This window comes from Gryllotalpicola protaetiae, assembly GCF_003627055.1.
GTDB lineage: Bacteria > Actinomycetota > Actinomycetes > Actinomycetales > Microbacteriaceae > Gryllotalpicola > Gryllotalpicola protaetiae.
Map to the genome: position 1 here is coordinate 3,230,641 of NZ_CP032624.1, position 12,884 is coordinate 3,243,524.

Genomic DNA, 12,884 nt, shown 5'->3' on the forward strand with positions numbered 1-12,884 from the left:
GGCTCACGGGCCAGTGTCGGAGGCACGTGGAAGACTTGTGGGCGCTTGCTGGGTGTTCGAGGAGCCTTCGATGTGAGTGGATTCTTCACCTTGACATGTTCGAATGAGAGTTCGAATATGGGTGAGTGGGGAATGCACTCCGATCCGATGCTCTCGAAAAGGGCAGTGTCTTTGAAAAAGGCAGTGTCTTTGAAAAGGCGCAAGCCGATCTCGAGCGCATCCGCGAGCTCAAGTCGCGCATCTCCGGAATGGAGCGCACGCGGCTCGACACCCGTGCGCTGCCCACTCTGCCCGCTTTCATGTCGTTGCTGCCCGGTGGGGCGCTGCAGGCAGGGTCCGTGTACTCCGTCGCGGGGTCGATGACGCTGGTGATGGGGCTGCTCGCGGCCGCGAGCGCCGACGGCGCCTGGTGCGGGGTCGTCGGCGTCCCCGAGTTCGGGGCGGAGGCGGCGGCGCGCTTCGGCATCGAGCTCGGGCGGCTCGTGCTCGTGCGCGAGCCGGGCCGTTCCTGGCTGTCCGTCGCCGCCGCGCTCGCCGATGCGCTCGCGATCGTGGTCGTGCGGCCGGGCGATCGGGTGGGCGATGCGGAAGCGGCGAAGCTGGCCGCCCGCCTGCGCCAGCGCGGCGCCGTGCTGATCTCCCTGCTGCCGGAGGGGGCGCCGGCGTGGCCGGGCTCCGAGGCGGCACTCGCCGTGACCGAGAGCCGCTGGGCCGGCATCGGGCGCGGCCACGGCTACCCGCGCGAGCGTCTCGTCACGGTGCGCTCCGAGGTGCGCAGCGGCCGCCCGCGGGTCGCGCAGCTGCGGCTGCCCGGCGATTACGGTCGCGACGCGCGGCCGGCCGTCGCCGTGCCCGCGCTCCGATGGGAGCGGGTGTCGTGAGTGCCGCAGCGGAGCAGGGCGCGCTCACGCGCTCGATCGTGCTGTGGTGCCCCGACTGGCCGATCAGGGCGGCGCTGCTCAAATATCCATCGATCGCGGTCGGCAATGCGATCGCGCTGATCGAGAAGGGGCTCGTGTTCGCCTGCTCGGCCGAGGCTCGCACCGCAGGGGTGCGGCGGGGGCTGCGTGTGCGCGAGGCGCAGGCGAGATGCCCTGAGCTCGTGGTGCTGCCCTACGACCCGCAGGCCGACGCGCGGTTCTTCGAGCCGATCCTCGCCGCCGTCGAGCAGACCGTGCCCGGGGTGCAGCCGATCAGGCCCGGCATGTGCGCGCTGCGCTCGCGCGGGCCGGCGAGGTACTACGGCGGCGAGGCCGAGGCGGCCGAGGTGCTGCTCGGGGTGCTGGCAGAGCACGGCGTGCCCGACGCGCGCGTCGGGGTCGCCGACGGTCCCTTCGCAGCGGAGCAGGCGGCCAGGCATCCGTCTGCCGGCGACGCTTCTGAGCCATCTGTCCTGATCGTCGCCGAGGGCGGCTCCCCCGCGTTCCTCGCCGCGCTGCCCGTCGACGTCATGGGCGACGACGGGTTCACGGCGCTGTGCCGCCGGCTCGGGCTGCCGACGCTCGGGGCGCTCGCGGGCATGGCAGCCGACGAGCTCGTCGAGCGCTTCGGCTTCACCGGCGCGCGCGTGCACACGCTCGTGACCGGGCGCGACGCGCAGGTCGTCGTGCCGCGGTCGCCGCAGCGGGCGCTCGAGCGCCGGCTCGTCTTCGACGAGGGGCTCGACCGCGTCGACCAGCTCGCCTTCGCCGCCCGGCAGACCGCCGACGACGTCATCGCGGGGCTCACCGCGGCGAAGCTCGTGGCGACCGCCGTGACGGTGACGATCCAGACGGAGGACGGGGCGGAGAGCTCGCGCACCTGGCTGCATCCGCGGTGGTTCACTGCGGCTGACCTCGTCGACCGGCTGCGCTGGCAGCTGCAGGGCGTCGGGCCGGGAACGGGTGCGCTCACGGCACCTGTCGTGCAGCTCGTGTTCGCGCCCGAGAGCGTCGATGCGGCACACCACCATGAGCAGGGGCTGTGGGGCGACGCCCCCGACGAACGCGTGCACCATGCGCTCTCCCGGGTGCAGAGCATGCTCGGGCACGACGCCGTCGTGACCGCCGCGCTCGGCGGCGGCCGGCTGCTCGACGACCGGCAGGTGCTCGTGCCGTGGGGCGACCGCTCCCCCGCCGGAACAGCGGAGCGGGCCGGGCAGCCCTGGCCGGGCGCGCTGCCCGACCCCCTGCCGGCGACGGTGTTCCTGCCGCGCGTGCAGGTCGAGCTGCTGACGGATTCCGGTGAGCCGGTCGTCGTCTCAGACCGCGGCCTCGTCGAAGGCGAGCCCGCGCTGTTCGCGGCGGCGCCCGGTGCGCGACCCATCGGCTCGCACGGCGAGGCGCTGCGAGTCGCCCGCCCGATCGGCGGCTGGGCCGGCCCGTGGACCGTCGACGAGCGCTGGTGGGATGCGGCGACCGCGCGCCGTGTGCACCGCTTCAGCGTTGTCGACGCCGACGGCACCGCCTGGCTGCTGCTGTTCGACGGGGAGTCCTGGCTCGCCGAGGCGCGCTATGACTAGGGGGTCCTATGGGCTTCAATAACCCGGCGATGCCGTGGTCCGAGTTCGAGCGGACTCTTTCCGGGCGCGCGAGGCCCGATCAGCCGGACGAGCTGGTCGAACGGCCGGGCTCGCGGAGGCGCGAGCCGATCGAGGCGCAGCCCCTCGAACTCGACGACGGGCCGTTCGTGCCCTACGCCGAGTTGCACGCGCACTCGCACTACAGCTTCCTCGACGGCGCGAGCTCACCGGCGGCACTCCTGCAGGAGGCGGCGAGGCTCCGGCTCTCCGCCCTCGCCATCACCGATCACGACGGGCTCTACGGCGCGGTGCAGCTGGCGGAGGCGGCAGCCGCCTACCGAAGAGACCGCATCGAGGTGAAGACCGTGTTCGGCGCCGAGCTGTCCCTCGGGCTCTCTGCCCCGCAGAACGGCGCGCCCGACCCGGAAGGGACGCATCTGCTCGTCCTCGCGCGCGGCCAGGCCGGCTACCACGCACTCGCCGGGGCCATCACCGAGGCTCAGCTCGCCGATGGCGCGGAGAAGGGTCGCCCCATCTACGAGCTCCCCGCGCTCGCCGGGGCGGCCGACGGCCAGTGGGCGGTCCTGACCGGGTGTCGGAAGGGAGCCGTCCGGCAGGCGCTGGCCTCTGCCGACGGAGGCACGGATGCCGCCGCCTGGGAGCTCGACCGGCTCGTCGACCTGTTCGGCCCCGGCAACGTCGTAGTGGAGCTGTTCGACCACGGCGACCCGCTCGCGAGCTCGTACAACGACGCACTGTACGAGCTCGCCGAGAAGCGCGGGCTGCTGGTCGTCGCGACGGGGAATGTCCACTACGCGACCCCCGACGGTCGGCCGCTCGCCACCGCCGTCGCGGCCGTGCGCGCGCGACGGAGCCTCGACGAGCTCGACGGCTGGCTTCCGGCCGCGGGGAACGCCCATCTGCGCAGCGGGGCCGAGATGCACCGGCTGTTCGGGCGGTACCCCGGTGCGATCGAGGCAACCGTGGAACTGGCATCCGATCTCGCCTTCGAACTGAACAGCGTCAAGCCAGGGCTGCCCGAACAGGAGATCCCGGAGGGCTACACGCAGATGAGCTACCTGCGCGAACTGGTCGCCGCAGGCATCGCAGAGCGCTATCCGGAGGGGCGGCGGCCCGTGCCCCTGGCAGAGATCGAGCAGCGCCTCGAAGACGAGCTCGCGGTCATCCAGAAGAAGGACTTCCCCGGTTACTTCCTGATCGTGCACGACCTTGTGCGAGAAGCGCGCACGCGCGGCATCCTCTGCCAAGGTCGCGGCTCGGCCGCCAACTCGGCTGTCTGCTACGTACTCGGCATCACGGCGATCGATGCGATCCGTTACCGGCTGCCGTTCCAGCGCTTCCTGTCCCATCTGCGCGACGAGGAGCCCGACATCGACGTCGACTTCGACTCCCGGCGGCGGGAGGAGATCATCCAGTACGCCTTCGAGAAGTACGGGCGGCGGAATGCCGCGCAGGTCGCCACTGTGATCAGCTATCGGCCGAAGGCGACCGTGCGCGACATGGCCAAGGCGCTCGGGTTCTCTCCCGGCCAGCAGGATGCCTGGGGCAGACGCATCGAGGACTGGGGAGGCGGCGTCTCGGCCGACGCCGACGGCATCCCCGACACCGTCCTCGGGCTCGCGCGTCAGCTCAGCAAGGCGCCGCGCCACCTCGGCATCCACTCCGGCGGCATGGTGCTGACCAAGCGGCCCGTCGGCGAGATCTGCCCCATCGAGCACGCACGCATGAAGGACCGCACCGTGCTGCAATGGGACAAGGGCGACGTCGAGTGGATGGGGCTCGTCAAGTTCGACATGCTCGGCCTGGGGATGCTCGAGGCGCTGCAGTACATCTTCGAGATCGTCCGCGACGGCGTCGGCGAGGAGTGGGGTCTCGCGAGCCTGCCGAAGGAAGAGCCGGCCGTCTACGACATGCTGTGCCGGGCGGACGCGGTCGGCGTCTTCCAGGTCGAGTCGCGCGCGCAGCTCGCCACGCTCCCCCGTTTGCAGCCCCGCCGGTTCTATGACCTCGTCGTCGAGGTCGCGCTGATCCGACCGGGGCCGATCCAGGGCGGTGCGGTGCACCCCTATCTGCGGCGCCGGGAGCGGCTGCGAGGTGGCGACGGCGACCCGGTGAGCTACCCGCACCCGCTGCTCGAATCCGTGCTGAAGCGCACCCTCGGCGTCCCGCTCTTCCAGGAGCAGATCATGCAGATGGCGATGGCGGTCGGCGGCTGCTCCCCCGAGGACGCCGACCTGCTGCGCCGGGCGATGGGCTCCAAGCGCGGGGTCGAGAAGATCGAGTCGCTCAAGAAGAAGCTCTTCGCCGGCATGGCGGAGAACGGCTTGACGGGGCAGGGCGCCGAGGCCATCTATGAGCAGATCCACGCCTTCGCCGACTTCGGCTTCGCCGAGAGCCACTCGCTCAGCTTCGCGCTGCTCGTCTACGCGAGCTCCTGGCTCAAGCTGCACTACCCCGCCGCCTTCCTGGCCGGGCTGCTGCGGGCGCAGCCGATGGGCTTCTACTCCGCGGAGACCCTCGTGCGGGATGCGCGGCGTCACGGCGTCGAGGTCCGCGGCGTCGACATCCTCCGCTCCGATGCGCACGCGAGCCTCGAGCCGCTCGATGAGAAGGGGCCGTGGGGCGAGGCATCCGCACCCCGTCCTGGAATCACGGGGATGGACGAGTGCCTGGGCTGGCACGAGACCGGGGGAAATCCGGAAGACGTCGAAGAGAGCGAGCCGTTCGACCCGGCTGCTCCCGACGAGAGCGCCGCCCACCGCCGTGACGGCCGCTTCGCCGTGCGGCTCGGGCTCGCCGGGGTGAGGTCCATCGGCGAGAAGGTGGCTGAGCGCATCGTCGCTGCACGGAGGGAGAGCGGGCCCTATCTCGACCTGCACGATCTCGCGCGGCGCGCGGCGCTCAGCGAGCCGCAGCTCACCGCCCTCGCTGCGGCCGGCGCCTTCCAGTCGATGGGGATCGGGCGGCGTGAAGCGCTCTGGCAGGCGGGTCCCGCCGGGCGGGAGCGCGCCGACTATCTGCCCCACACCGCGGTCGTCGTCCAGCCGCCGCTATTGCCGGCGCCGAGCGAGGCGGATCGGCTCGCCTACGACATCTGGGCCATGGGCCTGTCCCCCGACGATCATCCGATGCGGTATCGGCGCGCGGTGCTGCGGGCGGGCGGGGTGCTGAGCGCCGCCGAGCTGGGGAGCGCGGAATCCGGGAGCCGGGTGTTCGTCGGCGGGGTCGTCACACACCGGCAGCGACCGACGACGGCCTCCGGCATCACCTTCCTCAACCTCGAGGACGAGACCGGCATGGTCAACGTCATCGTCTCCACCGGGGTCTGGAAGAGGCACCGGCGCGTCGCGCGGGAAGCGCAGGGAATGGTCGTGCGCGGCATCTTGGAGCGCAGCCCCGAGGGGGTCGTGAACATCGCCGCCGACCGGCTTCAGCTGCTCCAGCTGCCCGTCGAGATGAAGTCCCGGGATTTCCAGTGACGTGAATCGGGCACGCGGCACGCGTTACATGTAACACTGGGTACATGGGGACAAGAGACCGCGTGGCAAGTCATCGCGACAGGATGAGGAAGGCGGGGTATCGCCTGGTGCAGACCTGGGTCCCCGATGTGCGAACACCGGGTTTTGTCGATGAAGCGCGGAGGCAGGCGATCCTTGTCGCCGAGGCCGATCGTCGAGGTGAAGACCAGGACTTCATCGAAGCCATTTCTGCGCCGTGGGACGAATGAGGCGCGGCGAGCTCTGGACCGTTTCCGGTGACGTCTACGCATCGAAACCGCGCCCGGCGCTGATCCTTCAAGACGACCGCTTCGACGCAACCGAGTCGGTCACGGTTGCTCCTCTCACCACAACGGCGGTTGACGCACCCCTTCTCCGTTACCGACTTGACCCGGCGGGCGGGAACGGGCTCGACGCGACCAGCTTCATCATGGTCGACAAGCTCACCACGGTGCGCAGGAACAACATCGGCAAGCAGTTCGGCTCGCTCACCGGCAGCCAATTGATCGAGGTGGAGAGATTGGTGATCGTCTTCCTGGGGTTAGCAGGATGAGGCTTCGCAACGCACTGGCGTCATGAGTGCCCGACACGCAGACTGACCTCATGCGATTCGGTGGGCGGCTGAAGGCCGACGCGCCCGATCCGGCGATCGAGCTGATCGAGAAGGCGAGGCGGATGCCGGTGCCCGTGATCGGCCTGGTGCCGCAGCGCCACCTCGAGGACTGGGATGCGTTCGGCGTCAGCTCCGGCACTCACAACGGGGTGTTCGACTCGTGCGACGTCTCGATCAGCTACACGCTGTGGCGGAACCCGCACAACATCCACGATCCGGTGAATCTCGCCGAGCTCGGCGACGAGCAGCGCGCGAGCCTCGACCGCCAGGTCCCGTCGGAGCGGCCGCCGTGGCTGCTCGAGCGCGTGCGCCGTACGCGTTACCCCCTTCTCTGGGAGTGCGTCATCACGCATTGGCGCTCCGAGCCGCGCGAGTACGACTCCGTCGAGGCGCGGCTCGCCGCGCATGTGAACCACATCCTCGAGAACGGATTCCGCGAGACGCGCGTGCGCGGCGAGCTGCCCGGTGACCTCGACAGCCCGGTCGACGAGCGTCATGTCGAGCATGGGGTGACCGTGCTTGTGAACGGGTTCGAGCGGTCGGGCATCCGCATCGACACGGACCCCGATGTCTACGGCGTCGGTGTCGCGCTCGCCAACAACAGCACGGTCACGGCAGTCCTCCCACGTGACGAGCTGCGCTTTGTCGACGTGGCCTTCGAGACGCGTCGCATCTAGTTCCCATCCGACGAGTCGAGACCCCGTCGATTGCGAGGATTTGGCCTCTGTGCGCGGCGGCCAAGACCGGCAGCGGCATCCGCAGAGCCGGCCATTAGGCGCTGCGACCCCGACGCTCGCGGCGCAGCATGTCGATCGGCAGCAGCACCCAGAGGCCGATGATCACGAGCGCGACCACGACGGCCGCGATGACTCCCGCCGTGAGGGACAGCACGAAGTAGAACAGGAACAGCGCGACGCCGATGATCAGCAGCGCGACCGCGATGAGGTTCACGCGCAGGATCCGGTTGCCGATCAGCACGGCGTCCTTCTTGGCGTGGTGCTGGAACAGCCACCGGTGCAGTGAGACGGGCGCGAGCGCGAGCAGCGTCGCCGTGCAGGCGAGGCCCACGAGCACGAGATAGATCGTGATGCCGACCGGCTCGAGCTCGTGGAAGCGCTGCTGGAAGGCGAGCGCGAGCAGGAAGCCCGTGAGGATCTGGTTGCCGGTCTGCGTGACGCGCAGCTCCTGCAGGATGTCCTCCCAGTTGCGGTCGTAGCGCTGAGCATCCGACTCGCCGGGGCGGTTCAGGCTGCCGGATCGTGCGTCGTCGCTCATGGTGTCAAACTACCGGTCAGGTGTGCCCCAGCCGCTTGCGCAGCAGCTGGATGCGCGCCTCGAGCTGCGTCATCGACGCCTTCGCGACGGCGGGGCCACCGCAGCTGCGGCGCAGCTCTGCGTGCACGAGGCCGTGCGGCTGGTCCTTCGACTTCGCATACAGCCCGACGAGCGAGTTGAGCAGCGAGCGCTGCTCCTTCAGGGTGCGGTAGAGCGGCAGCGGTTTGGCCGGCGATGGCTCGACGTCGGGCACAGGCTCCGGACGCGACGCGGCGCGCCGCGACTGCCTCGCCTGCCGGGTCATCAGCAGCTCGTGCACCTGCTCGGGCTCCAAGAGGCCCGGGATGCCGATGAAGTCCAGCTCCTCCTCGGTCTCCGGCTCGGCGTAGCCGCCGTAGTCCTGCCCGTCGAACAGCACGCGGTCGAACGCGGCGTGCGATCCGAGCGCCTGGTACGAGAACTCGCCCTCCAAGGAATCCGACGCCTTGTCGTCCTTCTCGGCGGCCTGCATCATGGCGTCTTCGGGGTTGTAGAGGTCGCCCTCTTCGGAAGACACATCCCGGTCGAGCGCATGGTCGCGCTCCAGCTCGAGCGCGCCGGCCAGCGCGATCAGCGGCTCGACGTCGGGCAGGAACACCGATGCGGTCTCGCCGCGGCGCCGGGCGCGCACGAAACGGCCGATGGCCTGTGCGAAGAACAGCGGCGTCGACGAGTTGGTCGCGTACACGCCGACCGCGAGGCGTGGCACGTCGACGCCCTCCGACACCATGCGCACGGCGACCATCCATTTCGAATCGGATGCCGCGAAGGCGCTGATCCTGTCGGAGGCCTCTTTCTCGTCCGAGAGCACGACGGTGGTCTTCTCGCCCGTCATGACGTCGAGGATCGCGGCATACGCCCGCGCCTGCTCCTTGTCGGTCGCGATGACGAGCCCCCCGGCATCCGGGATCTGCTGCCGCACCTCGTCGAGGCGCCGGGTCGCGGCCGAGAACACCGCGGGAATCCAGTCCCCCTCCGGGTCGAGCGCGGTACGCCACGCCTGCGAGGTGACGTCCTTCGTGTTGCCCTCGCCGAGCCGCGCCTCCATCTCTTCCCCGGCGCGGGTGCGCCAGCGCATGTGCCCCGCGTAGACCATGAACAGCACGGGGCGCACGACGCCGTCGGCAAGCGCGCGCCCGTAGCCGTAGTTGTAGTCGGTCAGCGAGGTGCGGATGCCCTTGGCGTCGGGCAGATAGGTCACGAACGGGATCGGCGAGGTGTCCGACCGGAACGGCGTTCCGGTCAGCGACAGCCGCCGGGTCGCCCGTTCGAACGCCTCACGCACGGCGTCGCCCCACGACAGGGCGTCGCCGCCGTGGTGCACCTCGTCGAGGATCACGAGCGTGCGCCCGTCTTCGACGATGTCCTTGTGCAGCGACGCCTTCGCGGCGACCTGCGCGTAGGTGACCGCGATGCCGCGGTAATGGCGCGCGAAGCGGCGGTGGGCGTTCTTGAACTCGGCGTCGAGGTGGATGCCGACGCGTGCCGCCGCCTCTGCCCACTGCCGCTTCAGGTGGTCGGTCGGGGCGACCACGACGATGCGATCGATGGTGCGCCGGCCGAGCAGCTCTGAGGCGAGGCGCAGCGCGAAGGTCGTCTTGCCGGCGCCGGGCGTCGCCGAGGCGAGGAAGTCGCGCGGCTCGGTGCGGAAGTACTCATCGAGCGCTTCCTGCTGCCAGGCGCGCAGGCGGCTGACGGTGCCCCAGGGGGCGCGGGCCGGGAACGCGGGCGACAGGTGCTCGGCCGCGAAGGTGCCAGGGGTGTGCGCGGGTTCGCCGGGGCTCGGAATACCGACGAGGGGCGAATCAGTCATGGAGATGCGATGCTAACAAGAGGCAGTGACACCGCCGGGCGTGTCTCCACAGGCGCGCCACCGCGAGTGCACACGGAGTGGCAAAATGGTTAACATGCCCGAACTATCTACTTTCACGCGGTACGTAGCGCTCGGCGACAGCTTCACCGAGGGCCTCGGCGACCCCTACCCCGATGCCGCCGACGGATTCCGCGGCTGGGCCGACCGCGTCGCCGAGGTGCTGGCGGCGAAGACCTCCGATTTCGCCTACGCCAATCTCGCCGTGCGCGGGAAGCTGGTGCGTCAGATCCTCGCTGACCAGGTCGACGCCGCAGTCGCCCTGCGGCCCGACCTGATCACCATCTCGGCGGGCGGCAACGACGTCATCCGCCCCGGCACCGACCCCGACGAGATCGCCGCCATCTTCGAGCAGGCGATCGCGCGGCTCGCGACGACCGGCGCCACGATCGTCGTGTTCACGGGTGTCGACGTCGGGTGGTCCGGAACCTTCAAGGCGATCCGTGGCAAGGTCGCGATCTACAACGAAGACGTGCGCAAGATCGCGGCGAAGTACGGATGCCTGGTTGCGGACCAGTGGTCGCTGACCGAGATCCAGGACATGCGCATGTGGTCGATCGACCGCCTGCACATGTCGCCGCTCGGCCACCAGGCGGTCGCGCGCCTCGTGCTGCGCACTCTGGGCGTTCCCAACGATCTGCCCGTGCTGACGCCCGCGCCGGTCCCCCCGCGCAGCTGGCGCGAGGCGCGCGTGCAGGACCTGCAGTGGGCGCGCGAGTACGCGTGGCCCTGGGTCGTCCGCCGTCTCAAGCACGTCTCGAGCGGCGACGGCCTGCCGCCGAAGCGGCCGGACCTCGCGCCCCTCGCGCCGCTGACCGCACCTGAGTCGGTCGACGACCCGAGCTAGGAGCCGAGCAGGCTGCGCTTGTCGAACAGGTCGCGCCAGAGCTGCGAGTCCTGCCAGCCGAAGAGCACCTGGGGGTGGGTGAGCTTCCACCACGTGGTCGGCGCCTCGATCGCGCGCTCGGTGGTGAGGTCGGCGACGACGGCCTTGCCGCCGTAGCTGAAGGTGACGGTGCCGACCTTGGCCTTCGCGGCGACGGCGGCGAGTCTGTCTGCGGTGACCGTGATCGCGATCGAGCTGGCCGAGTAGATCTCGACGCTCGGGCGGCTGGCCGCGACAACCCGGGTCGAGCCGCCCCACGGGGTGCTGTACGTCGCGTAGACCATGCGCCCGGCATCCGTCAGATCCACCTGGTGGAAGGCCTTCTCGTAGCTCGCGAGCAGCGCGGGCACGCCCGACCACAGCGCGTCGTAGGTCGGCTGGCCGACCATGACGCCGACCATCGTGCGCGGAGTGCCATTGATCGTCACCTTCGACGCGAACAGCAGGCAGTGGCCGGCCTGGTCGGTGAATCCGGTCTTGACGCCCTCGATGCCGTCCTTGCCGATGAGCGGGTCGGTGTTCTGGATCTCGCCGACCGGCGCGGGCATCGTCGCGCTCGTCGTGTTGACGACAGCGGCGAGCGCGGGGTTCGCGATCGCGAGCTCGCCGATGCCGACGAGGTCGGTCATGTTGCTCACGCTGCCGGGGTCGAGGCCCGACGGGTCGGTCATGTGCGTGTGCGTGAAGCCGTGCTGGGCGAGCCACGCGTTGGCGGCGTCGACGAAGGCGTCTTGCGAACCGTATGACCACACCGCGAGAGACCGCGCGTAGTTGTTCGCGCTCTTCAGCATCATCACGGTCATGGCCTGGGTGAGCGTGAGCTGCTCCCCCGCCTGCACGGTCGCCCACGAGCCGTCTTCGGCCCATACCTGGTTCAGGATGTCGACATCGCCCTGGCCGAACGTGATGGTCGGGCCCGGGTCGCCGGCCTTCAGCGGGTACTTGTCGAGGAGCACGAGCGCCGTGATCGTCTTCGTGATGCTCGCGATCGGCACGCTCGCGTCGCTGCCGCTCGAGCCGAGCAGGCCGGCCTGCCCGACGAGTCCGACCGCGGCGCCGCCCTGCGTCGGCCATGCCGGCGCGACGGCGGCGGTTGTGATCGGCGTGATCGCCTCGGCGGGGATCACGGCCGCTGTGGTGGGCAGTGGGTGCAGCAGTGCTGCGCCCAGATAGGCGAGCAGGGCGAGTACGACGACGGATGCCGTGCTGACCGTCGCGATCGCGGCGCGGCGCCCTCGCCGAGGCTTCGGAGTGCTCGCCACGGCTGCCGTCGAGTCGCCCAGCTCGGGCTCTGGCTCAAGGTCGACGGCGGAGCTCACGAGGCGATGTTACGCAGTCAGGCTGTGCCTTTGGCGCGCAGCGCCCAGAGCGCGACCGCGCTCGCCGAAGCCACGTTGAGCGAGTCGACGCCGTGCAGCATCGGGATGGTCACGATGGTGTCGGCAGACGCCAGGGCGCGCCGCCCCAGCCCGTCGCCCTCTGCGCCCATGACCAGTGCGACGCGTTCCGGCGCGCTTGCCGCGAAACGATCGAGCGGCACGGCGTCGTCGGCGAGGGCGAGGGCGGCGATGTGGAATCCGCTCTCACGCAAGAGATCAGCTGCGCCATCCTTCCATTCGGGCAAGCGGGTCCACGGCACCTGCAGCACCGTTCCCATGGAGACGCGCACGCTGCGGCGGTAGAGCGGGTCGGCGCAGCTCGGCGTGACGAGCACCGCATCGGCGCCGAGGCCGGCGGCCGAGCGGAAGATCGCCCCGACGTTGGTGTGATCGACGAGTCCGTCGAGGACGACGACACGTCGGGCGTCCGCCAGGACTTCGGGCACGCTCGGCAGCACGGGCCGGTGCATCGACGCGAGCGCGCCGCGGTGCAGGTGATAGCCGGTCAGCCGCTCGAGCAGAGGCGCCTCCCCGACGAAGACGGGCACGTCGGGGAATCCCTCGAGCAGTGGGGCCACGTCGTCGAGCCACTGCTCCTGCACGAGCACGGAGCGCGGGCGGTGCCCGGCCTCGATCGCGCGCGCGATCACCTTGGTCGACTCGGCGAGGTACAGGCCGCCCGCCGGCTCGGTGACGCGCCGCAGCGCGACATCGGTCAGCCGCGAGTAGTCGGCCAGGGCGGGGTCGTCGAGGTCGTCGATCGCGCGGACATCCATACGAAACATCTTGCCCGTAGCATTTGAG

11 protein-coding genes are annotated in these 12,884 nt (G+C 70.4%); 7 read left to right on the forward strand and 4 right to left on the reverse strand.

The window, feature by feature from the left end:
• The first annotated feature begins 248 nt into the window (after positions 1-248).
• From D7I44_RS15745 to D7I44_RS15770, 6 genes are read left to right on the forward strand one after another with little or no spacing between them, the layout of a single operon-like run.
• Entirely contained in the window at positions 249-881 is a 633-nt protein-coding gene (locus D7I44_RS15745) for a hypothetical protein (RefSeq protein ID WP_181445576.1), read from the forward strand.
• Positions 878-2,500 (forward strand): DNA polymerase Y family protein, encoded by a 1,623-nt coding sequence (locus tag D7I44_RS15750; protein WP_245979744.1) that lies wholly within the window; start codon positions 878-880, stop codon positions 2,498-2,500. Before D7I44_RS15745 ends, D7I44_RS15750 begins: the two co-directional genes overlap by 4 nt.
• 8 nt (positions 2,501-2,508) lie before the next feature.
• The gene (locus D7I44_RS15755) at positions 2,509-6,000 is read left to right on the forward strand and encodes an error-prone DNA polymerase (RefSeq protein ID WP_120790365.1); all 3,492 of its coding nucleotides are present in this window, start codon (positions 2,509-2,511) and stop codon (positions 5,998-6,000) included.
• A gap of 44 nt (positions 6,001-6,044) precedes the next feature.
• Entirely contained in the window at positions 6,045-6,248 is a 204-nt protein-coding gene (locus D7I44_RS15760; protein WP_120790366.1) for an antitoxin MazE family protein, read from the forward strand.
• Positions 6,245-6,571 carry a type II toxin-antitoxin system PemK/MazF family toxin gene (locus D7I44_RS15765; RefSeq protein ID WP_120790367.1) on the forward strand — a complete coding sequence of 109 codons (327 nt, stop codon included), beginning with the start codon at positions 6,245-6,247 and terminating at the stop codon, positions 6,569-6,571. Before D7I44_RS15760 ends, D7I44_RS15765 begins: the two co-directional genes overlap by 4 nt.
• A 50-nt stretch (positions 6,572-6,621) precedes the next feature.
• Complete coding sequence (locus tag D7I44_RS15770; protein ID WP_162940326.1) at positions 6,622-7,308, forward strand: hypothetical protein; 687 nt, start codon at positions 6,622-6,624, stop codon at positions 7,306-7,308.
• 94 nt (positions 7,309-7,402) lie between these two features.
• Here the strand turns inward: D7I44_RS15770 and D7I44_RS15775 are convergent, their stop codons facing one another.
• Together D7I44_RS15775 and D7I44_RS15780 are read right to left on the reverse strand one after the other, a co-directional pair.
• Positions 7,403-7,906 (reverse strand): DUF6328 family protein, encoded by a 504-nt coding sequence (locus tag D7I44_RS15775; RefSeq protein ID WP_120790369.1) that lies wholly within the window; start codon positions 7,904-7,906, stop codon positions 7,403-7,405.
• Positions 7,907-7,922: 16 nt separating this feature from the next.
• Positions 7,923-9,758: a DEAD/DEAH box helicase gene (locus D7I44_RS15780; RefSeq protein ID WP_120790370.1), complete on the reverse strand. Its 1,836-nt coding sequence runs from the start codon at positions 9,756-9,758 to the stop codon at positions 7,923-7,925.
• 94 nt (positions 9,759-9,852) lie between these two features.
• Between D7I44_RS15780 and D7I44_RS15785 the strand changes: the two genes are divergently transcribed.
• Positions 9,853-10,662, forward strand: coding sequence for an SGNH/GDSL hydrolase family protein (locus D7I44_RS15785; RefSeq protein ID WP_181445577.1), 810 nt, complete (start codon positions 9,853-9,855; stop codon positions 10,660-10,662).
• Here D7I44_RS15785 and D7I44_RS15790 read toward each other — a convergent pair.
• On the reverse strand, positions 10,659-12,020 hold the full coding sequence (locus D7I44_RS15790; protein ID WP_120790372.1) for a D-alanyl-D-alanine carboxypeptidase family protein: 1,362 nt from the start codon (positions 12,018-12,020) through the stop codon (positions 10,659-10,661). The genes D7I44_RS15785 and D7I44_RS15790 overlap by 4 nt on opposite strands.
• A gap of 17 nt (positions 12,021-12,037) precedes the next feature.
• Positions 12,038-12,856 (reverse strand): TrmH family RNA methyltransferase, encoded by an 819-nt coding sequence (locus D7I44_RS15795; RefSeq protein ID WP_120790373.1) that lies wholly within the window; start codon positions 12,854-12,856, stop codon positions 12,038-12,040.
• Positions 12,857-12,884: the final 28 nt, after the last annotated feature.

What these genes read in the sequence shown, in the direction of transcription:
- D7I44_RS15795 (WP_120790373.1), bottom strand. Translation starts at nt 12,856, where the DNA reads ATGGATGTCCGCGCGATCGACGACCTCGACGACCCCGCCCTGGCCGAC.
- D7I44_RS15780 (WP_120790370.1), bottom strand. Translation starts at nt 9,758, where the DNA reads ATGACTGATTCGCCCCTCGTCGGTATTCCGAGCCCCGGCGAACCCGCG.
- D7I44_RS15775 (WP_120790369.1), bottom strand. Translation starts at nt 7,906, where the DNA reads ATGAGCGACGACGCACGATCCGGCAGCCTGAACCGCCCCGGCGAGTCG.
- D7I44_RS15755 (WP_120790365.1), top strand. Translation starts at nt 2,509, where the DNA reads ATGGGCTTCAATAACCCGGCGATGCCGTGGTCCGAGTTCGAGCGGACT.
- D7I44_RS15785 (WP_181445577.1), top strand. Translation starts at nt 9,853, where the DNA reads ATGCCCGAACTATCTACTTTCACGCGGTACGTAGCGCTCGGCGACAGC.
- D7I44_RS15770 (WP_162940326.1), top strand. Translation starts at nt 6,622, where the DNA reads ATGCGATTCGGTGGGCGGCTGAAGGCCGACGCGCCCGATCCGGCGATC.
- D7I44_RS15765 (WP_120790367.1), top strand. Translation starts at nt 6,245, where the DNA reads ATGAGGCGCGGCGAGCTCTGGACCGTTTCCGGTGACGTCTACGCATCG.
- D7I44_RS15760 (WP_120790366.1), top strand. Translation starts at nt 6,045, where the DNA reads ATGGGGACAAGAGACCGCGTGGCAAGTCATCGCGACAGGATGAGGAAG.
- D7I44_RS15745 (WP_181445576.1), top strand. Translation starts at nt 249, where the DNA reads ATGGAGCGCACGCGGCTCGACACCCGTGCGCTGCCCACTCTGCCCGCT.